Genomic DNA, 25,177 nt, shown 5'->3' on the forward strand with positions numbered 1-25,177 from the left:
CGTCATAAATTATTCCTGTGTACCAAGTTATTATGTCTTGGAGCTACGCTTAATCGGACTACCAGACATGTTATATTCTGATTCTACTCAATTCTTTTCAACAAATGAAAAACGGGCCTCTCTGAGAGACCCGATGCAAATTATTATATAAACATACCTGCAATCGCAGCACTTAATAATGATGCCAACATCCCGGCTGCTACCGAGCGTAAGCCTAATCTGGCGATATCACCACGACGATTAGGAGCAAGACTCCCTAAACCACCAAGAAGAATAGCCATAGAGCTAAGATTTGCAAAACCGCATAATGCGAAACTAACGACCATTACCGTCTTATCCGACAATGAAGGAATATCCGGAGCAAATGCTGAGTAGGCAACGAACTCATTTAATACAAGCTTTTGTCCAATATAGCTTCCAGCTGTTACAGCTTCTGACCAAGGTACACCAACAGCAAATGCTAGTGGAGAAAAGAGTATACCTAAAATACTTTGAAGTGTTAGAGCTTCAAAACCGAATAGTCCACCAAGTCCACCAAGTAAACCATTAATAAGAGCAATTAATGCAATAAATGCTAATAACATAGCCCCAACATTTAATGCTAGATGTAAGCCGTCTGATGCCCCACGTGCTGCTGCGTCAATCACGTTAACTGATTCATCATCTTTTGATATTTCAAATGTATCTACTTCTGATTTTTCGGTTTCTGGTATGATCAGCTTTGCCATGATAAGTCCAGCTGGTGCAGCCATAAAGCTTGCAGCCAGTAAATATTCTAACGGAACTCCTAAAAGGGCGTATCCTACTAACACTGAACCTGCAACAGATGCTAGTCCCCCAGTCATTACTGCAAACAATTCCGAATTTGTCATTTTCGCTAGATAAGGTCGAATAACAAGAGGAGCTTCTGTTTGTCCTACAAATATATTAGCCGCTGCAGACATCGATTCTGTCTGACTTGTTCCGAGTAGCTTCGATAATCCGCCGCCAATAATTTTAATAAACCATTGCATAATTCCAAGATAATATAAAACTGAAATTAAAGATGAAAAGAAAATAATAATCGTTAATACTTGGACAGCAAATACAAACCCAAATTCAGATGCATTACCAATTGGTCCGAAAAGGAAACTAATCCCTTCATTCGCATAGTTTATAACATCTTGAATTCTCATCGTAAACCATTTCAGTGCTGCTCTTCCTGCCTCCCACTTTAACACGATAAACGCGAAGGCTAATTGAATAGCTAGTCCACCAAATATTGTTCTAAAGTTAATCGCTTTCTTTTTTGTAGATAAAAGAAAACCAATACCCAAAACAACAAATATACCGAATAATCCCCATAATAAATTCACTGTTGTTCACCTCATAGTTGTTATCATTTAATGAGAAACCGCTTTCGAAACTAGATAACTTATATTTATGTCAGTCGTCTGACAACATTATGATTTTACAAAAATAAATGCGAAATGTAAATGTAGAAATTGTGAAGGATATAGTTGCCAATCTTATGTATGATGCAAGCTCGGTTACTTTTTTTCACAATAATAGTTTATGCATAGGAAACAACTTTATGTACTCTTTCCACTAATAACAAATGAGGTTGGGACATAGATAAATAAAATCTCCTCAAAGGCGAATAATATCTAAGTTATTCTATCTATTAAAGATTCTACTTTTTTCGTATCTTTCGTTATATATTAATCAGTTAAGCTGGAAGAATGAGTTCGTTCCACTGCGCTGCAAACACTCGCCGGATACCGCGGGGAGGAAGCTGAGCCTCCTCGCTACGCCTGCGGGGTCTCAGCCTTTCCTCTACTTCCCGCAGGTGCCCGAGTGTCTTCCGCTCCATTCCACTATTTTTTATGAATAGTATACCCAACCTATTGAAGCAACAAATAAAGACCCGAACTACTAGGTAAAAGGTATCACCTAATAGTTCGGGTATATCATTTGCTGAAATACTTATGTCCCAGCCTCTCGTTAATCACGTATTTGATTAAATAAATACTGTCCAATTTCTTCTGACTCCAACCTCACCGCAACATAAGGCGGTTTTAATACCTTAGTAGGAATAACCGGCACCCCTAGCCATAAAAATCTCCCGTCAATTAAGACAAACGGAAAAGGTAATACCTCATTGAATTGTTCTACCTTCACCTTATTTGGTACTTGCTTAAGCTTTTCAGTCCATGTCTCAGGGAGACTTGTCGTTTTCGGCATACAAAGTAAGATGGATTCTTTGGCATTGTCAATATCATGAAAAAGTCGATCATGCTTCAATGCATGCATCCATTGAAGATGAGGATGTTGATTTTTAATCCATGTGCCGATTTCACGTGGGAGTATTTGTTGCTTCTTTGATAGCTGATATTCCACCAGTGATCTGATTGTTTTCCCTCTGTACACATGCTTTTGTATAAATGCCGTGTCACCGACATGAATGAACTTCCCTTTTGTTCTAGTGATGGCTACATTTAAAAGCCTTTCACTTTCTTTTCCCGTTAGTAGCATGCTCGCTCTAGTTTGCGAAAAGCTATCCACACTATCAAACACCATTACATCCCGCTCACTGCCTTGAAACTTATGAACAGTTGCGGCAATAATATCAGAAGTTGTTAACTCTTTTGCATATATGTCTTGTAGGAGTAGTTGCATTAATTCTGCCTGCGCGCGATAAGGAGTCGCGTATCCAATGGAACGCGCACCTCCGACATAGGCTTCATGAATAAGCTGAAATGATAGCAATAACTGCCAAAAATTGATTCGGGAGTTCGATGACTTCTCAGAAAAGCAATGCTCACCTGTGTAGCTCGTATCGACCAGCACAGACGCCCTGGCTTGAAACGGAGCACGCTCTACAATCTTCTGTCTATTAATTCTCACACTTTCATGATCGGTAACAAGTGAACCGTATATATATTGATTCGTAAATGCCGAAATGTCAGGGTGCATTCTTCTTTGTTCGTTTAGTAAAAACAATTGCGGATGAAGTTTCCCTGTATTTACAGACTCTGTTAAACCGGTACTATAAAAAATATCTTGCTTTAGCCATTTCTCTACAAGGTTGTGATTGCTTGCCGCAATCGGTGGCAGTTGTTTAAAGTCACCACAAACAATAATTCGTTTCCCGAGCGTTGCAGCAAAAGCTACTTGTGGAACGTAGGCCATACTTGCTTCGTCAACAATGACAATATCATAGTTTTTTGAATAAATTGTTTCATCAGAGGCTGCTTTCGCCAGAGTAGTCCCAATAATCATCGCATCTTTTACAAGCTTGATCTCTCGTTGTCTTATTTTCTCTAAAATCCTTGCTAACTTAGTTTCGATCTGTAGCAATTGATCTGTATCCCGCTTCGTAAAGGACTTTGATAAATCAGCCTTTAGCCCTTGTCTATCTATTGTTAACCCTTTCCTTTCCTGTGAAAGCATCGGATCATTTTGCTCTATGAGCTGTGCCGTCGTAATTCCTTCAAAGCTAGATAGAATTTCTCCGGATTGTGATCCATAACGAAGGACATCCCCTTCACGAAGCTTACCTTTCTTTTTCAACACACCCGCTATTTCTGCAATTAACACATCGATCGCTTGGTTACTATGAGATAACAGTAAGATACTTTTCCCTTTAAAATAGTGTTGAATGGCAACACGAGCTAGTGTATACGTTTTTCCGGTTCCAGGTGGTCCCCATACGAACGTCACGGAATTGTACTTGGAACGAAGAAACACCTCATGCGCATTGTTTTTAATTTTGTCAGTAGGGTGCTTCGTTTCGAGAGAGGGATTCATTAAACTTTTAATTCGAGAACGCTTCATTTTACTTTTCTTTATATCATCAAATCTCTGAAACAGTTCATCTAGCAGCTCCCATGGATCATGTGATACATACGCTTCCGGAATGAGGTCTCCAATGGATATAGCTACAGATAAAAGTAGACTTCTACCCTCAGAAGATAACGTTCTAGCCTCTTGCGTAACATGTCCCCACTCTAGCTTTACTTTTGACCCTACTGGAATTCTTAAGTTAGTCGATGTTTCAAAATAATACGTAAATCCATTGTCATTTGAAATCAGGTGGCCGTTCGTCACTCGGTGTTTTGAGCTTCCGTATTTTTTCAAATGATGAATTTCAGCTTGCAACGTTTTTTGCCATTCTTTCATATATCCGAGTGTTGACTTCACGTATTCACCTACTTCATTTTTCATAGTGCCTTAAATATAAATAATACTAGCATGTCCTCATATAGTAATAGAAAGAGAGAGGAGTGATCGTATGAATGAGACTTTAAAAGAGCTGTGTGTACATTGCAATGAACCAGTAGAAAGCAATTCTTCCTTTTGTTCTGAGAAATGTGAATTCGACTACAGATCCAACGATTAAAAAGCAAAAAGGCTTCCTAATAGGTTGCCTTTTACTTTTAGTAAATTACTATTTGTTTAATTCTAATAGTGCCACACACTCAACATGTACAGTGTGTGGAAATAAATCAACTGGTTGTACGGTTCTTAACGTATAACCGAATGGTTCTAGTTCTTTAATGTCTGTTGCGAATGTTTCCGGGTTACAAGATACATAGACAATTCTTTCCGGTTGTGAACGACCGATACGTCTCATTACTTTTCCACCTGCACCTGAACGCGGGGGATCAAGTAATAGCAATTCAGGTTTTCCGAAGCTTTCTAGTACTTCATCGATTCCTTTTCTAGCATCTTTTGCTAGGAAGTATGTGTTCGTAATGCCATTATCCTGTGCGTTACGTTTTGCCGATTCAATCGAAGTCTCAACTATTTCAATACCAGCAAGCTTTCCGACTCTACTTGCGAATGGAAGTGAGAATGTACCTACACCACAGAAAAGGTCGATCATTTTTTCTGTTTTGTTCGGTTGTCCCATTTCAACAGCTAAGTCTACTAGTTTTTGAGCTTGTGTAGGGTTCGTTTGGAAGAACGTATCAAACCAAAGGCGGAAGCGATAGCCGTCCATCTCGTCATAAATGAAATCACGTCCAGCTAGCAGATGTGTTTTTTCAGATTGAGTACGATCTGCCCAGTTTGTGTTTTCTAGCCACATTAAGCTTTTTACCTCAGGGAACTTTCCTTCTATACGTTTCACTAAATCATCAGCAGCTTCTTGAAGATGATGAGCAGGACCTTCTGTTGCAAACAATGCAAGCATGATCTCACCTGTTACAAAAGACTGTCTTACCATTAAATGACGGAGTAAGCCTTTGTGCTCGTCTTTGTCATAACCTGATAGTTCATGGTCCTTTGCCCACTGTGCCACTTCCATTGACGCTTCAACCATTTTCTTCCCGGCAATTAAGCATTGCTCAAGTGAAATGATTTTACGGAAGTTCCCTTGCTCATGTAAACCAAGTGAACCATCCTTACTAAACGTAAATTCCATCTTATTGCGGTAGTGCCAAGGGTTATCCATGCCAATCGTGTCTTTCACCAATTCCGAATTGAAACCTTGTGCTTCCACAACTTCTTTTACAAATGACGTTTTTTGCTTTAGCTGACCATTGTAGTCCCAGTGTTGCCATACACATCCTCCACATTTTTCAAAGTGAGGACATGGTGCTGCTGTACGTTCTTCGTGACTTTCTAGAATTTCGTCAGGCATAGCCTTTCTCGTTTTACGGTCAGGTTGATCCACCGTTACACGAACCTTTTCTCCAGGCAACGTTTGAGGAATAATTAATTTCAATTTCTTCTTGTTTCCTAATTCGTTTTCACGCCATGCAGCAGCACGACCTGAACCTCTATCATCTAAATGATCAATTTCAACAATCATTACTTCTTCTTTAGTCGTCGTCAAAGTATGTACCTCCTGTTACGTTTTTCCTACTTTATATATGAACCTACTTAAATAGTTAAGTTTTACATGTCAACTAAACTAGTATATACGACAATGAGGTATTTTTGGAATTTTTTCAGGTTAGTAAGTATTAACAAAAAGCAATGGTAGCCACCTCATTAAGCTGGATTGGGCATTCTTTCATTTTCCTGTTTATGGGTAAATGCTCATAAATTTGTAAATTGACGCATAAATGTTGAAAACGGCGCATAAATGTTTCGTTTTGGCGCATAAATTCCAGAATTGGCTCATAAAAGGATGAATTCGAATTCTAATAAAAAAAGGACAGACCATCAGCCTATCCTGCATTAATTTTCTTCTTTAGTAAATACGTCCGTTACCGCAGGTTTAATAAATAAACCGGTCATGAACATTAAGAACAAATCGATAAATCCATATAAGGCTTCCCCATCAAAGAAAAACGAAAAAGATGATAAAAGGAAAACGATGAATCCCCCAATGAGTAATAGAGCAAAAAACAAGTCTTTCACTTCTTCGAAAAAGGCAAATACCTTCTCTAAAAATCTCACTTTTACAACGTTCCTTTCTCATCAGTTTCTATATTCCTTGATAAGTATTTACTCTCTCTGATAATTAATTGGTATTCACCGCAACTTTATTAATCGTCTCTTCCCCAATTTCAGCCTCACGACCAAACAAGCGACTATACACTCCGCTACCGTTTTCAAGCAACTCAGCATGTGATCCTTCTTCCACAATTTTACCATGCTCAAGTACGATAATTTTATCTGCTGATAGAACAGTAGATAGACGGTGTGAGATAATTAAGATGGTTTGATTCTTTCCTGTTTTCAGTACAGCCTCATTGATCTTAGTTTCGGTAATCGGATCAAGCGCTGAGCTTGCTTCGTCTAGAACAAGAATGGGTGCATCTTTTAGGATTGCTCTAGCAAGAGATAGACGTTGCTTTTGTCCACCAGATAGTAGACTTCCTCGTTCTCCTACCTTCGTGTTCAATCCTTCTGGCAGCGTTTCGATGAGTTCTCCGAGTCCGCTATCCTGCACAGCTTTCAGTAGTTCTTCATCTGTTGCGTCCGGCTTACCAATTCGCAGGTTTTCAGCTAACGTCCCGCTTCGTAAAATAACATCTTGAGTAACAATCGCCATTTGTGATCGTACCCATTTCGTATCCCACTCTGTAATACTTCTACCATCCACTTCTATAAAACCATTCTTTGTTTCATATAGTCTAAACAACAAGTCAACAATTGTAGATTTACCGGAACCACTTGGACCAACTAGTGCTACCTTTTCACCAGCTAGAATGTCAAAAGAAACCCCTGATAACACATTTTCTTCTTTTCCAGGGTATGCAAATGTAACATCCTTTAGACTGATGCGACCTTCTGCTCGCCCGCCACTAACACCCGTTGTTGTTTCAGCTTCAGCTGTTTCTTCAGCTAACAGTATTTCGGAGCGATCTAGTGCCGGGCCCGTTCTTCTTACCGATAACCAGTTACGAAGTAATCGTTGCATTTCGTTTGCGGCAATCGTTACTAAACCACCTGCTGTTAGCATTTGACCAGTTGAGAGATTGTTATCCCAAATGAGTAGAGTACTAATAAGATAGACTGTACCAAGTGCAAAACCGTTATAGCTCGCAATCACAATAACTGATTGCATTCTTGCCTTTAATTCTTTGATGGAGTGCTGCACGAACGTATCACGGATCGCGACGACACTTTCTACTTCACTGTCTGACACACCCATTACACGGGATAAATGAATACCTGTTACAGATTCTCTTAATCTTTCTAAATATCTAGAAGCTTCCTTTCTCGCATCTGCAGAAGCCGCTCTCGTTCTCGCTCCGACATAGTTGGACGTCCAGTAAAAGATAACTCCCAGTACAACACTCGTAATCATTAAATAGGGATGAATCCATAACAATACTAAACTATAAATGATCACCCCTTGCACACTTGCCATAAACGTTGATCCTTCCCACGCAAGGAAGTTGTGCAGTGTATCAGGGTCATCCGATACTCTTGCTAATAATTCCCCAGAAGGATTGTTATGATAAAAGGAATACGGCAGTATTTGCAGATGACGGAATAGTCGTAGTTTCTGCCAGTTCGTTACCGTTTTTGCAGTCTGATGGCAAAAATATTCATCAATTACCATCATCACTAAATCTAATACGGCTGATAAGATTAACAACCACATCAAGCCCCAAAGCCAGTTGTAGCTTTCATTTGGGAGAATGGTATCGACTAACCAACTTAGTGCTAAAGTTGGGATTAAAGCAGAGAACACCTGACTAATTGCGATAACAACTGAGTCAGCAATAACCCACTTTTTATAAGGCTTTAAAAACGCTAAGACTCTTCTACCATCACGGTTTTTCGTTTGAGAGACAGTCGTACTCATCCTACCATCTCCTTTTCCAGCTCACTGTATTGAGCTTTATATAATTCATAGTACTGTCCTTTTAATGCCAGCAGCTCCTCATGAGTTCCTTTTTCCGCTACCATTCCTTGATCTAACAGAATAATCGTATCCGCATTACGAACAGTAATAAGTCTGTGCGCAATCGTAATCGTTGTTCTTCCAGGAATTAATTGTTCCAGTGCCGCTTGAACTTTTTCTTCTGTTTCTCCGTCTAGTGACGACGTTGCTTCATCAAAGATTAAAACTGGCGGCTGTCGTAAAATAGCTCTTGCCATAGCCACGCGTTGACGTTGACCTCCAGAGAGCTTTAAACCCCGCTCACCAACAATTGTTTCATATTTATCTTCTAGAGATTCAATTAAATCTTTTAGTCCTGCTGCCTCAACTGCTTGCTCCAATTCTTCTTGTGTTGCATTAGGCTTTCCATATAAAAGGTTTTGACGAATTGTACTATTTAATAGGAACGTTTCCTGTGACACAATTCCCACCTGCTGACGGAAGCTATTGCGGTTGAATTCAAATAAATTCTGACCATCAATCTTTACAGAACCAGAGCTAGGTTCATAAAGTCCTAGTAAAATTTGTACAAGCGTACTTTTTCCACCACCACTCGTACCGACAATTCCGATATGCTGACCTGGCTCAAGGGATACCGATACTCCTTTTAAAACTTCCTTATCACTGTTCGGATACGTAAAGCGAATATCCCCCAGCTCAATTTTTCCTTTTATCGGTCCAAATGCAGGTAAGTTTTCTTCATGCTCTTCTGGTAGATCGAAATATTCGTAGATTCGATCTAATGCCGGAATGGCTTGTTGAATGATTAATGCATTTTCAGCTAGAGAACGCACTGGTTGGAACATGATTGGAATAAAACTTAAACAGGATACAAGTACCCCAACTGTAATATCCTTTTGCCAGACGGAATATCCTCCAATCAGCATCACAACACCAGGTGTCGCAATGTTAAACAAGTTCCCCAGACGATAGTTAACCTTGTTAATCAACGCCGCACGAATCGAATAGTTTTTCCAATCTGTTAGCTTTCTTTCCTGCGTCCCTACTTCCTGCTCTCCAGTCTGATAGGTTCTCACTAATCGAATACTTTCAATACTTTCCTGCAGGTGCGAATACATATCTGCACGCATCTCACGTTGAACCGCACTCATTTTTCGAACGGTTTTTCCTAGTTTAAATGATGGGTATATGTAAATCGCAAACACAACAAACATGACAATAGCTGCTGGCCAGTATAAGACAAATACTGTGGCAAATGCAGCAACCGCTCCTACAACTTGCTGTAAAATCCTTGGGACAACCGTATTATTTAAGTTTTGAATAGACTCCACATCGTGAGTTAGCCGGTATAACATATCGCCTCTTGGTGTTGTCGTAAAAAAAGACATCGGTGTACGATGCAATCGTTTAAACGCTCGTATTTGCATGTCGGTAATCACATCAAGTCCGATCTTAACCTGTACGAACTCCTGCATCGTTTCGAATAGTGACTTTCCTAAATAAGCAATGAGGACGCCACCAACAATCCAAATGAGAAGGTTTAATTCCTTGCCTTCAATGACCACGTCCACAAGCTTACCAACTAATATAGATGGCATGACCGTGAAGGCTCCCCCAATTAATGAAAATACTAAAGCTAATAGCAATCTCTTCCAATACGGCTTAAAATGCCGCAACGTTGTTTTTACTAAATTCATGTTGTTCACCTCTCCTCGCAAGATTTTATTTTATTACAAAATATTGAAATAATCACTAATAATCGGAAAAAAATTATTATTACTACTATTGTGACTTGTATTTTGTTTTAGGTCATTGGATTTTGGAATGAATTTGACTAAGACTTTAGAATGAGGGGGAAAGATAATCAACAACGTACGCTATAAATAGAAAAAACGCTTGGTATTGATCCAAGCGCTTTTTAAGGACTTTGTATTATAAAACTATATATATTCTTGAAAAACTGCTGGACTTCCAAGTCTATTGGATTCCGTCAAAATCATTGTGTATCAAGTGCGCTCTAGCACGTTGGTAAGCATACGGTGGACAACCTCGTGGTCACGGGGATCGTGCAGGCGGTAGTCTTCACCTGGCAGCGTGTACCACTCCTCGGCACCGACATACGTTATTGCGAGCGTAAGGATACCGGCGTCATTGCAGGTGGTGCGTAGTTCGAGCTCCCCGCTGATAACGCCGACTTCAGTGGTCATTACACCGTGGGTTGCGGTGAAGATTGATGACTTTTTCTGCATACGAGTAGCTCCCTTCTTGGTTTTGATGGTTAGACAGCATTAACGTACTTAATAGGAGCAGCTGTTCAGCATACTCTGCAGTGCAGACTTTTCAGATGACTGAAGACTTAGGTCATAGCGATACTTTGTATTAATCCACATCTTTGCATATGCGCAGCGAGCACCGTAACGAGTAGGTTGCCACGTTGACGGATCCTGATCACCCTTAGAACGGTTTGAGCTGGCAGTCACTGCAATTAACTGTGGACCATTGAGGTCGTTGGCGAAGTTTTGGCGCTTTGTCGTCGTCCAACTGCTAGCTCCTGAACGCCACGCTTCTGCCAATGGAACAACGTGATCAATATCGAGTTCAGACGGTGAGTACACGGTAACACCGTCGTAGTAGCTGTACCACTTACCAGACGTCACCGGGCAATTGCCACTGTAGTAATCAGCGTCACGCTTAAGAACTACTTGTCGGGTATCACAGCCACTTCCTTGGCTGATCCAATGTGGAAACTTATCGCGAGAATAACCTGTCATGGTGCTTTCAGACTTTACGGTCAGCGCGTTCAACTGAGACTGAGCGGTAGATTTGGATGGTATTCCCGTTGGTAATGCCGACGCCGTCCGCATGTCAAATTGAAACACAGTAAACGATAGAACTAATGCAAAAACAGAAAACATTGCTTTCTTTAGCATATAAATGCCTCCTATATATAATTTTTTTATACTAACAATCTCTGTTCACTTTTAGTGAATGAGATGTTAATAGACACATAGATATCGTTACCAAAGGGAAATGGGGAACAGCAACAAATGTCTCATTGCGAAAAACAACATAGTATTAGAAATCTGAACAAAAAGCCATACAAGAACACGCTTCCACTTGAAATGATAGTGCATGAATTAATTTCTATAAAGTTAAAAATTTGTAAATTATCAATCTATTGTAAAGGATAGATGGCTGCTACAATTCCTACAATACGGCAAAAAACCTATTTTGGGTGTTCATGTTGATAGTACTTTCTATCTATCCTTTATAAAGAAAAACCGTACATAATCGTATTGTTGTACTGCTAGTAATAATCTTCACAATCCTTTTCATTCAATTAATATAAAATTACAAATGAGTTAGCGAGAATGTAATAACAGTCATTTTCCGCATTCCCCACTCTCATAAAAAAATGCATACCAATCTCTATTTGAGTTGATATGCAAACAAGTGTTTTGCCTAATCCCGCAGCTATAAAGTTTTCTTCGTGATTTTATGTCTTAACCTAAATCCATCCATATCTCCAAATTGGCATCAAGTTCTTTCGTTAACTCTTGTTTTCTACTGAAAAGTTTATGAATTTCTTCGTACTCCAAATTGCTGGACGACAGAATTGAATCTAGTTCTTTTATTTCATTTTCAAGTTTTTCAATCTTGTTTAGTGCTTTTTCTGCTTCTTTCTTTGAACCATCTTTTCCTTTCTTCACTACCTCTGCTTTCCTAGCTGTCTCAATTTTCGGTTCAGGACTTATTTGCTTTTTCGCCTTACGGAACTCATCATAATTACCTTCATAACTATTTAACACATAATCCTCTAGGGCAATCATTCTCTCTCCAATTTTGTTCATAAAATATCTGTCATGAGAGATAAAGAAAATTGTACCCTTGAAATTCTCTAGCGCTTCCTCTAGTGTTTCAATCGAGTTAATATCAAGATGGTTCGTTGGCTCATCGAGTATTAATAAGTTGATATCTTGTAAATACTGCTTTCATTAACTACAATCTCATAAAAACTAACCCCAAGTGATTAAGAGTTAAACAGCCAAGGATATGGTAAAATATGTTTTATTCAGTGAAAAGGAGCCATAAAACATGGATACCACTCAAAAGAACTCTCAAAAATCATTCCTTTCATTAATTTTATCTACACGAATCCCTAAGTTTATTTTAACAATTGGATTAATCGGAAGTTTACTTACAACCCTCGCCGGTCTTGCCATTCCATTGTTAACAAGAGAAATGGTAGACGGGTTTTCGATTGAATCATTAAATACCCTGTTAATCGTTGCGATTGTAGCCGTGTTTATTTTACAAGCTGTCATTGATGGACTTTCTTTATATGCTTTAACCTATGTAGGTCAACGAATTGTAGCCCAGCTTCGAGAAAAGATATATTTCAAGCTATTACGCTTACCCGTCACCTACTTTGACAAGCATACAAGTGGTGAGACCGTGAGCCGAGTTGTAAATGATACGGGAGTATTAAAAGACTTAATTTCTCAACAATTTCCTCAATTTATTAGTGGGATTATCTCTATCATCGGTTCCATCATCATCCTATTTATTATGGATTGGAAAATGACGTTATTAATGTTCATTTCCGTTCCTCTTTCGATATTATTTATCGCTCCACTGGGGAGAAGCATGTCTAAAATATCGCGGAACCTTCAGGACGAAACCGCAAAATTCACAGCAAATGTTCAACAAACACTAAGTGAAATACGATTAATGAAAGCCTCAAACGCAGAAAAAACAGAAGAGCAGCGAGGATCTGCCGGAATTGAGAATTTATTTACGTTCGGATTAAAAGAAGGACGTATTTTTGCTTTAATTGGGCCACTTATGTACTTAGTTGTGATGGTCGTTATTGTAATCATCATCGGCTATGGGGGAATTCGTGTTTCAGAAGGTACAATGACAACTGGTTCACTAGTTGCTTTCTTACTGTACCTATTTCAAATTATTTACCCGATTACATCGTTTACCATGTTTTTCACTCAGCTTCAAAAGGCAAAGGGAGCAACGGAACGCATTATTGATATATTAGATGAAGATGTAGAGCCAGGACAAACAGGAAGGGACCTCGACATCTCCAATCAAGAAATTCGTGTACAGAATGTGTCGTTCTCCTTTAGTGAAGATGAACCAATTGTAAAAAATGTATCCTTTGATGTTCCCGCCGGTTCCGTCGTAGCGTTTGCAGGACCAAGTGGTGGAGGAAAAACGACAATGTTTGGATTACTAGAACGCTATTACGAACCAACATCCGGACAAATTCTAATCGGAGATACACCAATCAGTGAATTGTCTATCTACTCATGGAGAAGACAAATTGGTTATGTTTCACAAGATAGTCCAATGATGGTTGGGACTATCCGTGAAAATTTATGCTACGGACTTGATAATGTAGGTGAAATTAAGGATGACCGTCTTTGGGAAGTAGCCAAAATGGCGTATGCCGATCAGTTTATTCAGGAGTTTCCAAAAGGACTAGACACTGAGGTTGGCGAACGTGGTGTAAAGCTTTCCGGAGGACAAAGGCAGAGAATCGCAATTGCCAGGGCGTTTCTAAGAGATCCGAAAATATTAATGATGGATGAAGCAACAGCAAGCCTTGACAGTCAATCAGAAGCCATTGTACAGCAAGCACTCTCACGACTGATGGAAGGCCGCACTACCTTTATTATTGCCCACCGCCTTTCTACAATTGTCCATGCTGATAAAATCATCTTTATTGAAAAAGGAGAAATTACAGGTACAGGTACTCACCAAGAGCTCGTTCAATCTCACGAGTTGTATCGAGAATTCGCAGAACAACAGCTAACAAAAGAACAAGTATAGGTAACATAAAAAAATGGCCATCTATCGAGACTTGGCCATTTTTCATCTTGGACTATCGCTATAGTAACCTTTCCCTCACGAATGTGAAGTTCTTAGCCTACCTGCTTTAATGCCTTAATCGTTTTTAATAAAGTCTCTGTTTCAATTTCCTTTGCCAACGTTTGCTGAATAGGCTCCACAATATGCTTGAATAGATGTGGATCCGTGTGGAATATTTCTGCCCCTTCTTGTACAGCAATTTCTTTATAAACGGCTTCCTGTTCATATACTGCTCGTCTTTCCTCTTCAACTGCTGACCTTGCTGCTTCCATTATCAGTTTCTTTTGATGTCTCGATAACGCATTGTACGTTTTTCCGTTCATTAATAGAAAGCGCGTTGTATAATCATGGCCCGTCTCCGTAATATATTTACCATTATCTGTTTTATGGTGTTTTTGTTGAACAAAGTAAGGATACGCATTCTCTGCAAAGTCTATTGTTTTTTGTTGAAGTCCTTGATAGATTTCCCCCCAAACTAAAGAGGTCGTAATCGCACCGATTTTTGTTAAATATTCAGCCGCAACACCTGTCGTTTGAGTTCGTACAGTCATTCCTTTTAAATCTTCTAATCCAGCAATCGGTTTCTTGCCATAATAGTGCCTTACACCAGCGGACATGTAACCTAATACGTGTAGGCTGTTATTCGATTTTCTCTTAATGAGAGAAGACATGTATTGTCCAACCTTACCATCAACAGCTCTCTCCCAGTGATCGTAATTATCGAATAAATAAGGTATTGTCAAAAGGTCAAGTTCTTCAATCCCTATCCTAGATACCACATCCGGTGAAACGACCACTACATCAATCGTTCCCTTTTGAAGCTTTGTTAATAGTTCGATTTCACTTGTCCCTAACGTTCCTGCATGTATTTCAACTTGAAGTGTATCATTTGAAATTCTTTCAATTTCTTCTTTAAACTTCTGCATCCCAATATGATAAGGATTTTCAAGTGATGTTTGATTATGCGCAACCGTAATCTTAAGTTTCTCACTTGTAGCTTGTCCCACCCTCTGAAAGAGCTTTTCAACAAGCTTCCTTTTTCTCTGTTGTTGATTGAGCATTGGGTTAGCCTTCCAAAGATTCTTATCTTTTGTAATCTCCGTAAAGTAATCTCCAATTGACTTTTGATAATCACTAAAAAACTCGATAGAACGACTTATTTTAAGACATGCATGCGCATACTTCACTTTGAATTCTTCCTTATACATTTCAAGACTATGACTTTGGATATATCGATCTTTATCCAGAATAAAGCTATTGTAATGATCGATTTCCTCTAAATAATGAATGACCTCAACATAGACATGACCGTCTAATTTTGCTGCCACTGGCAGGAGTTTGTTACTGTATGTATTCTTTAACTCTTTTAGAGTTTCATATTTTATCCCTACTAATTCCGGGTGTTCAGTAACCTTAGTAATCATAGATTTAAATTCTGCAAGAAACTTTTCACTCTCAATTTTCACACTATTGATCGCTTCTATTTTCTGAGGAAAGGATTGAATAAATTCATTCTCTAAGTCCTTCGCATATGCCTTTTTATAGGAATTATCAGAATGTCTAATCGTTAAAGAAACCCCAACAATCGTTAAAAGTCCTCCTAAAATGGATCCAAAATAAGCTAACGTATCCGGTTCAGCAAACTTTAGACCTAATGCCCTAATAAACGTCATCGGAATGATTGGAAAAACTATTAAGGTAACAATAATTAGTAGGTTGGTAGGTTTTAAAATAGCTGTCCACTTCTTTTTCATGATAATCCTCAACTTTCAGTAAATTTCATCATGAATCTATTATAGTACTTTGGCACTGGACTAAGGAACTACTTTTGACTTTTTGTTTACTTATTTACGGCGTCATTCGTACTATCACCAGTATTACTATAGTCGCATTATTCAAAAAGAACAAAGTCGAAATTATAATCCGTTAGTCTGATTCTTCTTGTCCTTCCAAAGTTATACAATTAAGTTGTTTGAAAATTCTATACATAATGGAGGGTTATGATGAAGAAGAAACTGATTTCAGGTGCTTTAACCGCTACATTGAGTGCTGCTGCTTTTCTTGGAAGTTTCGGGGTAAGTACACAAGCACAATCAGTAGAAAAGGATTACTTAGTTGTATTTAAGAACGAGGCAAGTCTTCCTTCAAATTACTTAGATGTTATTAAGAAGCATGGTGGTGAAGTGGAGAAAACTTTACCGAAATTAGGAGCAGTAAAAGTCAGCTCAGATAACCCGGAATTTTTAGCAGATATTAAAAAGAATAGTGCAGTTTTAGATGCTGGATCTGAGAACACTGTGTATCCAGAAGCTCCAGTTGCAGTAGAGACAGTTGATCGCGACTTTGTCTCCTCTGAAGCGAACGATTTATATAACACGTACCAATGGGATATTAAACAAGTTACAAACGACGGTGCTTCATGGAAGCTAGACGGAGGAACTGGAGAATCTGCTAATGGCAAGGATATTGTAGTAGCTGTTGTTGATACAGGAATTGATTATACACACCCGGATCTTAAAGCTAATTATGCATATGGAAAATCCTTTGTTCCTGGTTACCCTGATGCAATGGATCAAAACGGCCATGGAACTCACGTAGCTGGCTCTATTGCTGCAAATGGCCGTGTACTTGGAATTGGACCTGAGCTAAAAGTAGCTGCATACCGTGTATTCGGTCCAACTGGTGGGGCATCCACTTCAGATATTGCTAACGCTTTAATGACAGCAGCTGATGACAATGTTGATGTTGTAAACATGTCACTTGGAGGCTATGATTGGTTCCAAAATCCTGACTATGCAACGAAGGACACTGTAGCAGATGTTCGTCTATTCAATCGTGCCATCCAATACGCAATTAATAAGGGCGTAACAGTTGTTGGTTCTGCAGGAAATAATGCTGTTGATCTAACTAGTCCTGGTAAGCTATCAGGAGATGACAATGGAGCAACACACAGAAGCCCAAGTAGCCAAACGCTAATTCGTGTAGCTGCAGGTGGAGAAGCGAAGAACCTTACATTCTATTCAAACTATGGTGTTGGGAAAATTGACGTAATCGCACCAGGTGGAGACTACGGTTTAAAATATGCAGAAACACGTAACCCACTAGATGCTGACCGTAATAAGTTAGCACTATCCACTGTTCCAGGTGGTTATGCATTCTATGCAGGAACATCAATGGCAGCTCCTAAAACAGCTGGTCTAGCAGGTGTTATCATTGCGAAGCATGGTAAAGATGTATTATCACCAGCACAGGTAAAACACATTATCCAAAGCTCAGCTGACGACTTGTTCAAGCCAGGTTATGACGGAGAGTCTGGATTTGGATTAATTAATGCGGTGAATGCGTTAGATTAATTAAAATAAGGGACAGTTACTTAACACGTATAAGTAACTGTCCCTTTTCTAGTTTAACTTCGGAGTTCTTCCCCAACTAAAAATTCCATAATAACAATGAGTCAATGCTATACTTGAGAAATATTGATGTTAAAGGAGTTCTTTTGTTGATGCAGAAATCTAAAGCTATTACTCAACCTTACATATACTTATTAATTGCAGGAATTGTATTAATCGCCTTTAATTTACGTCCAGCTATCACTTCTCTTGGTCCGCTAGTAGGAATGATTCAGAAGGATATTGGATTAGCTCATTGGAGTGCAGGTCTTTTAATGAGCTTACCGTTAATAGTATTTGCGGTGATGTCTCCCCTAGTTCCAAAGATTGCTTCCAGACTGACGAATGAGAAGACATTAATTTTAGGATTAGCTTTTTTATTAGTTGGAATTTCGATACGATATATCCCAACTACCTTCTTTCTTTTTTCGGGTACTCTCTTAGCCGGCACCGGGATTGCTGTAGGAAATGTGTTGTTACCTGCTGTTGTAAAGGAGCGGTTTCCTGAAAAGTTTGGTCTGATGACAAGTGTGTATTCAACATCGATGGGATTAATTGCGTCTTTAGCATCTGGAGTAAGTGTTCCATTAGCTGTTAATTACAACCTTGGATGGAAGGGTGCTCAGGTTATTTGGGCAATACCAGTTGCCGTTGCGATTGTAGTGTGGTTATTTCTATTGAAAAGAAATAAAAATAGAAGTATTCATCAGGAAAGGAAGAGTTCCCAATTCAATCAGATTTGGAGATCGCCACTTGCTTGGCAGTTAGCCATTTTTATGGGAGTGCAATCATTTCTATTTTATGTAACCGTATCATGGTTACCTGAAATTCTACATAGTCATGGAATCAGTTTAGCAACAGCAGGCTGGTTACTTTCTTTCACCCAACTGATAGGGCTTCCTGCAAGCTTTATTATTCCTGTACTAGCAGGACGTTTCGCCACACAAGTATGGATTGCATTTAGTCTCGGCATTTTATCCATATTAGGATATAGTGGATTACTGATAGGCTCCTCTTATCCAGTTATCATCGTAAGTATCATTTTAATCGGAGTTGCACTAGGAGGAAGTTTTCCGTTAGCTCTTACCTATATCGGACTACGATCACGAACTGGACAGCAGGCTTCGGAGTTATCCGGCATGGCCCAATCAACAGGTTATATACTTGCAGCTGTTGGGCCTTTGTTTATCGGATATTTGTTTGATTTAACACACGTATGGACAACTCCACTTCTGACGTTAGTTGCTGTGTCATTCATTGTTATGGTGTTTTCTATGCTGGCTGGTCGAAATAAATATGTATGAGAAACTAACCAGGATGCCACGTAATGTGAAAAAAGAAATAGGATAGTCGAACAGGAAGAAACCTGTTTGACTATCCTATTTTGCATTCATTCAGCTTTGCAAGATACTTCTTTTTAAAAACTCTCTATTTTTCTCTTTGAATTTGTCATTATGCGAAGAAACCATTGCATATTTGTCGGCTTGTGGATCAATATACAATTTAGCATTATTGACCGCCAGCACTGCATCTTGAAACGTACCAACTAACAGTCCTACTTTGTCGTCATAAGAAATAATATCACCAGCACCAAATATTCCTGGCACAGATGTACTACACTGTCCTCGACCTTCTAAATAATAATCATCTTTTCTCTGTGGTTGAATATCATCAGCAAACGATAATGACACTTCACGATTATAGCCATGACTAATTAGAACATCATCAACCTCCAGCTGATACGTCTCTCCATCTTGTGAAACGATAACTTCTTGTATAGCCGTTTTTTGATCATTTGATAGTAAAGATTGTATTTCAGCATTCAGCATTATTTGTACACCATGTTCTTTTAACTTTTCTACTTGAGACTCATGTGCAGTTAACTGCTCTTTGCGATAAATCACAACCACTTCTTTTGCTACGAGCAAAAGTTCCACCGCCCAGTCAATCGCTCCATTTCCTCCACCTGATACTAGAACTCTTTTATTACGAAAGCGCTCCAAACCTAAGATCGTATAATGTAAATTTGTCATTTCATACTTTTCTGCGCCTTCAACTTCAAGTTTAATAGGATTTAGGATTCCTCCACCCACAGCTACAATGATGGTTTTGGAATAATGAACTTCTCCTGTATTCGTTGAGATCACAAACATATCATCATGTTTACTTATAAGTTCCACTTTAGAATTTAAGCATATTGTTGGTGAAAACGTGTTTGCTTGCTGTATTAAATTTTGAACAAACTGTTGTGCTTGTTGCGGCGGAAGCCCTCCAACATCCCATAAGACCTTCTCAGGATAAGTATTCACCTTGCCACCTAAAACAGGTTGTACCTCGATAATCTTCGTCTTCATATTACGCAAACCACTATAAAAAGCACTATATAAGCCAGATGGACCGCCACCAATAATTGTTACGTCAAAGAGCTCCATGTTATCCCCCTAAATTACTAACTATATTAAATTCTGATAATCATTCTCAATACATATATACTAATGATAATGAAAATTAATTTCAATAATATTTTTACAAATCACATAAATCATTATTTAAATGTAAATAAACTGCGAATTTACTTGTATGTAGTATTACTATTGACCCCATTTTCTCCTGTAGTAGAGTTCTAATTTAATTGATAAATATTTTCATTGACAGCCCAATTAGAGTAGGTATATAGTAATGATAATGATAACTATTATCAATTACATAAGATAAGGAAGTGCATACAAATGAATGCCAAAAGAAAGATTTCATTATTTACAACATTATTAGTTGCTCTCATGATCGCACTTGTTGGTTGTACAAGTTCACAATCTGAGCCAGCTTCAAAAGAAGACTCTCAAGCGAAAACATCTGATTCAAAGGAATCAAATACTGAATATCCAATAGTGATTAAACATGCATTAGGTGAAACGACTATTGAAGAAAAGCCAGAACGTGTTGTCTCGATTTCATGGGCAAACCATGATGTTGTTCTTGCACTAGGCGTAGTGCCAGTAGGTTTCTCAGCTGCAAACTACGGTGTTCAAGATGACAGCGGAATGTTACCTTGGACTGCTGAGAAATTAAAAGAACTTGGCGAAGAAAAGCCAAATATTTTCCAAGATACTGACGGTTTAGATTTTGAAGCGATTGCAGATGCAAATCCAGATGTAATTCTTGCAGCATACTCAGGTATTACTCAAGAAGAATATGATACTTTAAGCGAAATTGCTCCAGTAGTTGCATACCAAACTAGCCCTTGGGTAGCTTCATGGCGTGAACAAGTAACATACAACTCAATCGGTATGGGAATGGAAGAAGAAGGTAAGCAACTTATTGCTGATACAGAGAAACTAATTCAAGAGAAAGCAAATGAACACGCTGATCTTAAAGGAAAAAAAGCTGCATTCGTAAGTCTTAACGCTGCTGATTTATCTAAGTTTTACATTTATTCACCAACAGATCCACGTGGTGCATTCCTTTCTGAGTTAGGAATGGAATATCCTGAAAGTATTACAAGTCAAATCACGGACGATAGTTTCTTCATTGAAGTAAGTGCTGAAAATGCAGATATGCTTAATGATGTTGATATTTTTGTTTCATATGGTAATGAAGATACACTTGCAGCCTTGCAAGCTGATCCTATCTTAGGGAAAATTCCAGCTGTAGAGAGAGGTTCTGTTGTTATTATTGGAGATAACACTCCACTTGCAGCAGCAGGAAATCCAAACCCACTTGCTATTAAATACTCTATTGATGAGTACTTAACATTACTATCAGAAGCTGTAAGCAAAGTGAAATAAAATGAATACGCACTCCGTTACAGAAAATAAGCAGTTACTTATACCAAAAAACTTTATAAAAGTATTGATACTTTCAATTGTTCTACTAAGTATAAGTGTATTGGCTTCTCTTGCTTTTGGCTCTCGTACAGTTGGATGGAATGAACTCATGGAGGGTTTATTTCATCCGGAGGTACAGTCCCATGGAGCAAATGTTGTCCGCCAAAGAATTGCCAGAACGGTATTTAGTCTTATGTGTGGAGCTGCATTAGGAGTATCTGGTGCTCTCATGCAGTCTGTCACACGTAATCCTATTGCAGATCCTAGCATATTAGGAGTAAACACAGGGGCAGCATTGTTTGTCGTTTGTGGAATATCCTTTTTCAATATTGGTACGGCTGGTCAATACATTGGGTTTGCATTAGCAGGAGCAATTTTAACTGCCATTTTTGTATTCGGAATTGGTTCAATGGGGAGTGGCGGTGCCACGCCCCTTAAACTCGTTTTAGCGGGTGCTGCTACAAGTGCTGCCTTATCTTCTCTTGTAATGGCAATCATGATTCCCCGCTCAAATGTTATGGATCAATTTAGATTTTGGCAGGTTGGTAGTGTTGGTGCTGGGAATTGGGATTCTATCTCTATATTTGTACCTTTCCTTATGGTTGGCATACTAATAGCCCTACTCTCCGCTCCAGCACTGAATGCCATTGCATTAGGTGATGAAGCAGCTACAGGATTAGGTGTACGTACTGGAACACTTAGACTCGTTGCTGCATTTGCAGGCGTGTTGTTGTGCGGTGTAGCAACAGCACTCGCAGGGCCTATTGGGTTTATAGGTTTATTAGCAACACATTTGATTCGCCTTCTTATCGGTCCCGATTTGCGATACATTATCCCAATGGCAGCACTATCGGGTGCTATTATACTAACGATATCAGATGTATGCGGTCGGCTTTTAGGAAGTCCTGGTGAGCTTGAAGTTGGAGTCGTTACGGCATTTATCGGGGCTCCTATCTTAATCTTAATAACTATGAAAGCGAAAATGCGTGCCTTATGATGAATGAAACTGTAAATATAATAATGGTAGGTATAGCAAAAAGGCGTCGTCGTTTTATCATTGTGACTTCCCTTTTTGCAATCATTGCGTTTGCACTCTGCTGCACAATGCTTATGCTAGGGAATACAATTTATCCTGTATTGGATGTCATCCGTGTACTACTAGGTGAACAAGTAAAAGGTGCGTCATTTGCAGTGGGCACAATTCGTTTTCCAAGAATGATAGCAGGTGTATTTGCTGGATTTGCTTTTGGAGTTGTTGGTCATGTTTTTCAGACAATTTTACGCAATCCTTTAGCCAATCCAAATGTTATCGGAATAACGGCTGGTTCAAGTGCAGCTGCTGTATTTTGTATTATTGTACTTCAGGCAAGTAACATGATTGTTTCCATTGCTTCAATTATTGGCGGACTTGCTACAGTAGTTGTTATTTTTCTATTATCTAAAGGAACATCTTTTTCTATTGGTAGATTAATATTAATAGGAATTGGAATTCAAGCAATGCTTAATGCAATCATTTCTTATTTATTACTAATTGGTCGGCAACACGATATTCCTACCGCAATGAGATGGTTAACTGGGAGTCTAAATGGTGCGAAGATGGAGAATCTTTATCCGCTGATTATCACTGTTCTCATCCTTGCGCCACTTGTAATCGCACTCGGAAAACGATTAGATATGTTAGAGCTTGGAGAGCAAGCCGCAACTTCGCTAGGCGTTAACACGAATAAGACAAGACTGATACTTATTATTAGTTCTGTACTGATTATTGCGTTAGCTACGGCTACAACTGGACCAATCGCGTTTGTTGCTTTTCTTTCCGGACCAATCGCCAAAAGACTAGTGGGGGTTGGGTTTTCGAGTATTATTCCAGCAGGTCTAGTTGGAATCATTTTAGTGTTAGGAGCAGATCTTATTGGACAATTTGCATTCGTTGCTAGATACCCTGTAGGTGTTATTACAGGAATTCTTGGTGCACCTTACTTGATCTACTTGCTAATCCGAATGAATCGAAAGGGAGATTTATAATGAAACCGACACATACTTTTCAATCTGAAGGAATTACAGCTGGGTACGAAAATCGAACCATTCTACATGATGTTAGTATCTCAATTCCAAGTAACAAAATCAGCATTATTATTGGGGCAAACGGGTGTGGAAAATCGACACTCCTTAAAACAATGGCCCGATTGATAAAACCTACGTCAGGACAGATAACCTTGGATGGAAAACCAATTCAGAAGATTCCACCTAAGCAGCTGGCTCGTGTGTTAGGGCTTTTGCCTCAATCTCCTATCGTTCCTGAGGGAATAACGGTTGCAGATTTAGTTGGACGAGGCAGGTATCCACATCAAACATTTCTAAAGGGTTGGTCAAGAAAGGATTATGAAGCAGTTGCGGAGGCAATGGAGATGATGAATATCACTGAATTTGCCGATCGAAACATCGATGAACTTTCAGGCGGCCAAAGACAGCGAGTATGGATCGCGATGGCTCTTGCACAACAAACAGACATACTTTTTCTTGATGAACCAACAACCTATTTAGACATCACCTATCAAGTCGAAATTCTTGATTTACTGACAGACCTTAATCGAAAATACGGAACTACCATTGTCATGGTTCTTCATGACATCAACTTGTCCGCACGGTATGCAGATTATATTTTTGCTCTTCATCAAGGAAAACTTGTTGAAGAAGGCAAGCCATCAAAGGTTATTACAAGTACATTGATTGAAAAGATTTTTGGTCTTCATTGCACAATAATGACAGATCCTGTGTCAGGGTCGCCTTCTGTGGTGCCAATTGGACGACATCATAATAAAATGAGAATGTACTCATAATAAAAACTCGCGTATGGTTATCTAAGACTTGACTTATGATTAGGTATAAAGTGACGATGAAACTATATGAATACTAATAAAAGGAAGCAACGCTTTACTTAGCGTTGCTTCCTTTGCTTATTTATTATAAGTATTGAGTTTTGTTGTATTTTCCAGACTCGAAGCCAATTTTACCTATAAATCATTCGGTCATCTGCTATAGTTTATAACTTCTATAAAATGCTTTAAAATTCTAGCTGTTAATCCCCATATCGTATACTTATCATAATCATAAAACCACTCTTCTACAGATCTGGTTCCCCACTGATATTTCGTACCGTTCACAATTTTATCAAAAGGAAAATCCGATGAAGGTTTTAGCTCAACTGTCACTAGATGCATATAAGGCTGATAGTCCAATAGCCATTTAACTGGTATAGTAAATACCTCTTCTACTTCTTGTTTGTTGTAAGAGTGAATAATTTCTTTGTAATCCACCGTTGCGACAAATGGATAGACAACAAATGACGGAGAAGCAACGTACGGATTTAAGTTTCCAACTATATTCACTTTATTCGGCTCAACACCTAATTCCTCATGCGTTTCACGTAATGCAGCTGCCAATGGAGTTGCATCAGTTGGATCAATTCGACCACCTGGAAAACTAATATCACCCGGCTGTCTTCTCATCGTAAATGAACGCACCTCAAAAAGGATATGCCATTCCTCATCCACTTGAACTAAAGGAATCAAAATAGCCGATCGAAAAGCTGTTTCTTCTCCAATAAACAGGGATTGATTTTGATTTAACTGGTTCTTTAGTTTATCTAGGAACATGAATCCTTCTCCACCTCAGTGTTATTATTCTTTTTATCGTATCACTAATGGATGGGTGAATAAAGAAACAACTGTCTTATAATTTTATCCAAGATTTCTTAATTGAAATAATTTACAAACGGGCGTATTATAGGA

19 protein-coding genes are annotated in these 25,177 nt (G+C 38.9%); 7 read left to right on the forward strand and 12 right to left on the reverse strand.

Going from position 1 to position 25,177, the window contains the following annotated elements:
* Window positions 1-143: 143 nt before the first annotated feature.
* The 9 genes from JR050_RS02815 to JR050_RS02860 all read right to left on the reverse strand — a co-directional run bounded on the left by JR050_RS02815 (window position 144) and on the right by JR050_RS02860 (window position 12,141).
* Complete coding sequence (locus tag JR050_RS02815; RefSeq protein WP_204201996.1) at window positions 144-1,355, reverse strand: NupC/NupG family nucleoside CNT transporter; 1,212 nt, start codon at window positions 1,353-1,355, stop codon at window positions 144-146.
* Window positions 1,356-1,983: 628 nt separating this feature from the next.
* Window positions 1,984-4,182, reverse strand: coding sequence for a DEAD/DEAH box helicase (locus JR050_RS02820; RefSeq protein WP_346726696.1), 2,199 nt, complete (start codon window positions 4,180-4,182; stop codon window positions 1,984-1,986).
* Window positions 4,183-4,429: 247 nt separating this feature from the next.
* The gene (gene rlmD, locus JR050_RS02830; RefSeq protein ID WP_204201999.1) at window positions 4,430-5,821 is read right to left on the reverse strand and encodes a 23S rRNA (uracil(1939)-C(5))-methyltransferase RlmD; all 1,392 of its coding nucleotides are present in this window, start codon (window positions 5,819-5,821) and stop codon (window positions 4,430-4,432) included.
* A gap of 347 nt (window positions 5,822-6,168) precedes the next feature.
* The gene (locus JR050_RS02835; protein WP_204202000.1) at window positions 6,169-6,390 is read right to left on the reverse strand and encodes a hypothetical protein; all 222 of its coding nucleotides are present in this window, start codon (window positions 6,388-6,390) and stop codon (window positions 6,169-6,171) included.
* Window positions 6,391-6,454: 64 nt separating this feature from the next.
* Window positions 6,455-8,251 carry an ABC transporter ATP-binding protein gene (locus JR050_RS02840; RefSeq protein ID WP_204202001.1) on the reverse strand — a complete coding sequence of 599 codons (1,797 nt, stop codon included), beginning with the start codon at window positions 8,249-8,251 and terminating at the stop codon, window positions 6,455-6,457.
* Window positions 8,248-9,987 carry an ABC transporter ATP-binding protein gene (locus JR050_RS02845; RefSeq protein ID WP_204202002.1) on the reverse strand — a complete coding sequence of 580 codons (1,740 nt, stop codon included), beginning with the start codon at window positions 9,985-9,987 and terminating at the stop codon, window positions 8,248-8,250. Before JR050_RS02845 ends, JR050_RS02840 begins: the two co-directional genes overlap by 4 nt.
* 309 nt (window positions 9,988-10,296) lie before the next feature.
* Entirely contained in the window at window positions 10,297-10,539 is a 243-nt protein-coding gene (locus tag JR050_RS02850) for a hypothetical protein (RefSeq protein WP_204202003.1), read from the reverse strand.
* Window positions 10,540-10,587: 48 nt separating this feature from the next.
* Window positions 10,588-11,220 (reverse strand): HNH endonuclease family protein, encoded by a 633-nt coding sequence (locus tag JR050_RS02855; protein ID WP_204202004.1) that lies wholly within the window; start codon window positions 11,218-11,220, stop codon window positions 10,588-10,590.
* Between the two features lie 573 nt (window positions 11,221-11,793).
* Window positions 11,794-12,141, reverse strand: coding sequence for a hypothetical protein (locus JR050_RS02860; protein ID WP_204202005.1), 348 nt, complete (start codon window positions 12,139-12,141; stop codon window positions 11,794-11,796).
* Window positions 12,142-12,385: 244 nt separating this feature from the next.
* Between JR050_RS02860 and JR050_RS02865 the strand changes: the two genes are divergently transcribed.
* On the forward strand, window positions 12,386-14,134 hold the full coding sequence (locus JR050_RS02865) for an ABC transporter ATP-binding protein (RefSeq protein WP_204202006.1): 1,749 nt from the start codon (window positions 12,386-12,388) through the stop codon (window positions 14,132-14,134).
* Between the two features lie 92 nt (window positions 14,135-14,226).
* Here the strand turns inward: JR050_RS02865 and JR050_RS02870 are convergent, their stop codons facing one another.
* Window positions 14,227-15,927 (reverse strand): TRAP transporter substrate-binding protein, encoded by a 1,701-nt coding sequence (locus tag JR050_RS02870; RefSeq protein ID WP_204202007.1) that lies wholly within the window; start codon window positions 15,925-15,927, stop codon window positions 14,227-14,229.
* 249 nt (window positions 15,928-16,176) lie between these two features.
* Here JR050_RS02870 and JR050_RS02875 point away from each other — a divergent pair, with 249 nt between their 5' ends.
* Together JR050_RS02875 and JR050_RS02880 are read left to right on the forward strand one after the other, a co-directional pair.
* Window positions 16,177-17,526, forward strand: coding sequence for a S8 family peptidase (locus tag JR050_RS02875; protein WP_239454062.1), 1,350 nt, complete (start codon window positions 16,177-16,179; stop codon window positions 17,524-17,526).
* Between the two features lie 149 nt (window positions 17,527-17,675).
* Complete coding sequence (locus tag JR050_RS02880) at window positions 17,676-18,866, forward strand: CynX/NimT family MFS transporter (protein ID WP_204202041.1); 1,191 nt, start codon at window positions 17,676-17,678, stop codon at window positions 18,864-18,866.
* Window positions 18,867-18,956: 90 nt separating this feature from the next.
* Here the strand turns inward: JR050_RS02880 and JR050_RS02885 are convergent, their stop codons facing one another.
* Window positions 18,957-19,994, reverse strand: a complete 1,038-nt coding sequence (locus JR050_RS02885) for an NAD(P)/FAD-dependent oxidoreductase (protein ID WP_204202009.1) — start codon at window positions 19,992-19,994, stop codon at window positions 18,957-18,959.
* 297 nt (window positions 19,995-20,291) lie between these two features.
* Between JR050_RS02885 and JR050_RS02890 the strand changes: the two genes are divergently transcribed.
* From JR050_RS02890 to JR050_RS02905, 4 genes are read left to right on the forward strand one after another with little or no spacing between them, the layout of a single operon-like run.
* A complete protein-coding gene (locus tag JR050_RS02890; protein ID WP_204202010.1) occupies window positions 20,292-21,347 on the forward strand; it encodes an iron-siderophore ABC transporter substrate-binding protein in 1,056 nt (351 codons plus the stop codon).
* A gap of 1 nt (window position 21,348) precedes the next feature.
* Entirely contained in the window at window positions 21,349-22,383 is a 1,035-nt protein-coding gene (locus tag JR050_RS02895; RefSeq protein ID WP_204202011.1) for a FecCD family ABC transporter permease, read from the forward strand.
* The gene (locus JR050_RS02900) at window positions 22,380-23,411 is read left to right on the forward strand and encodes a FecCD family ABC transporter permease (protein WP_204202012.1); all 1,032 of its coding nucleotides are present in this window, start codon (window positions 22,380-22,382) and stop codon (window positions 23,409-23,411) included. The genes JR050_RS02895 and JR050_RS02900 overlap by 4 nt, the downstream gene beginning before the upstream one ends.
* The gene (locus tag JR050_RS02905; protein WP_204202013.1) at window positions 23,411-24,226 is read left to right on the forward strand and encodes an ABC transporter ATP-binding protein; all 816 of its coding nucleotides are present in this window, start codon (window positions 23,411-23,413) and stop codon (window positions 24,224-24,226) included. Before JR050_RS02900 ends, JR050_RS02905 begins: the two co-directional genes overlap by 1 nt.
* 189 nt (window positions 24,227-24,415) lie before the next feature.
* On the opposite strand, the gene JR050_RS02910 is transcribed toward JR050_RS02905, so the two are convergent.
* Window positions 24,416-25,042 (reverse strand): NUDIX hydrolase, encoded by a 627-nt coding sequence (locus JR050_RS02910; protein WP_204202014.1) that lies wholly within the window; start codon window positions 25,040-25,042, stop codon window positions 24,416-24,418.
* Between the last annotated feature and the right edge of the window lie 135 nt (window positions 25,043-25,177).

It is taken from the genome of Bacillus suaedaesalsae (assembly GCF_016890225.1).
Classification (GTDB): Bacteria; Bacillota; Bacilli; order Bacillales; family SA4; genus Bacillus_BS; species Bacillus_BS suaedaesalsae.

What these genes read in the sequence shown, in the direction of transcription:
- JR050_RS02840 (WP_204202001.1), bottom strand. Translation starts at nt 8,251, where the DNA reads ATGAGTACGACTGTCTCTCAAACGAAAAACCGTGATGGTAGAAGAGTC.
- JR050_RS02845 (WP_204202002.1), bottom strand. Translation starts at nt 9,987, where the DNA reads ATGAATTTAGTAAAAACAACGTTGCGGCATTTTAAGCCGTATTGGAAG.
- JR050_RS02850 (WP_204202003.1), bottom strand. Translation starts at nt 10,539, where the DNA reads ATGCAGAAAAAGTCATCAATCTTCACCGCAACCCACGGTGTAATGACC.
- JR050_RS02855 (WP_204202004.1), bottom strand. Translation starts at nt 11,220, where the DNA reads ATGCTAAAGAAAGCAATGTTTTCTGTTTTTGCATTAGTTCTATCGTTT.
- JR050_RS02860 (WP_204202005.1), bottom strand. Translation starts at nt 12,141, where the DNA reads ATGAACAAAATTGGAGAGAGAATGATTGCCCTAGAGGATTATGTGTTA.
- JR050_RS02865 (WP_204202006.1), top strand. Translation starts at nt 12,386, where the DNA reads ATGGATACCACTCAAAAGAACTCTCAAAAATCATTCCTTTCATTAATT.
- JR050_RS02870 (WP_204202007.1), bottom strand. Translation starts at nt 15,927, where the DNA reads ATGAAAAAGAAGTGGACAGCTATTTTAAAACCTACCAACCTACTAATT.
- JR050_RS02875 (WP_239454062.1), top strand. Translation starts at nt 16,177, where the DNA reads ATGAAGAAGAAACTGATTTCAGGTGCTTTAACCGCTACATTGAGTGCT.
- JR050_RS02880 (WP_204202041.1), top strand. Translation starts at nt 17,676, where the DNA reads ATGCAGAAATCTAAAGCTATTACTCAACCTTACATATACTTATTAATT.
- JR050_RS02885 (WP_204202009.1), bottom strand. Translation starts at nt 19,994, where the DNA reads ATGGAGCTCTTTGACGTAACAATTATTGGTGGCGGTCCATCTGGCTTA.
- JR050_RS02890 (WP_204202010.1), top strand. Translation starts at nt 20,292, where the DNA reads ATGAATGCCAAAAGAAAGATTTCATTATTTACAACATTATTAGTTGCT.
- JR050_RS02895 (WP_204202011.1), top strand. Translation starts at nt 21,349, where the DNA reads ATGAATACGCACTCCGTTACAGAAAATAAGCAGTTACTTATACCAAAA.
- JR050_RS02900 (WP_204202012.1), top strand. Translation starts at nt 22,380, where the DNA reads ATGATGAATGAAACTGTAAATATAATAATGGTAGGTATAGCAAAAAGG.
- JR050_RS02905 (WP_204202013.1), top strand. Translation starts at nt 23,411, where the DNA reads ATGAAACCGACACATACTTTTCAATCTGAAGGAATTACAGCTGGGTAC.
- JR050_RS02910 (WP_204202014.1), bottom strand. Translation starts at nt 25,042, where the DNA reads ATGTTCCTAGATAAACTAAAGAACCAGTTAAATCAAAATCAATCCCTG.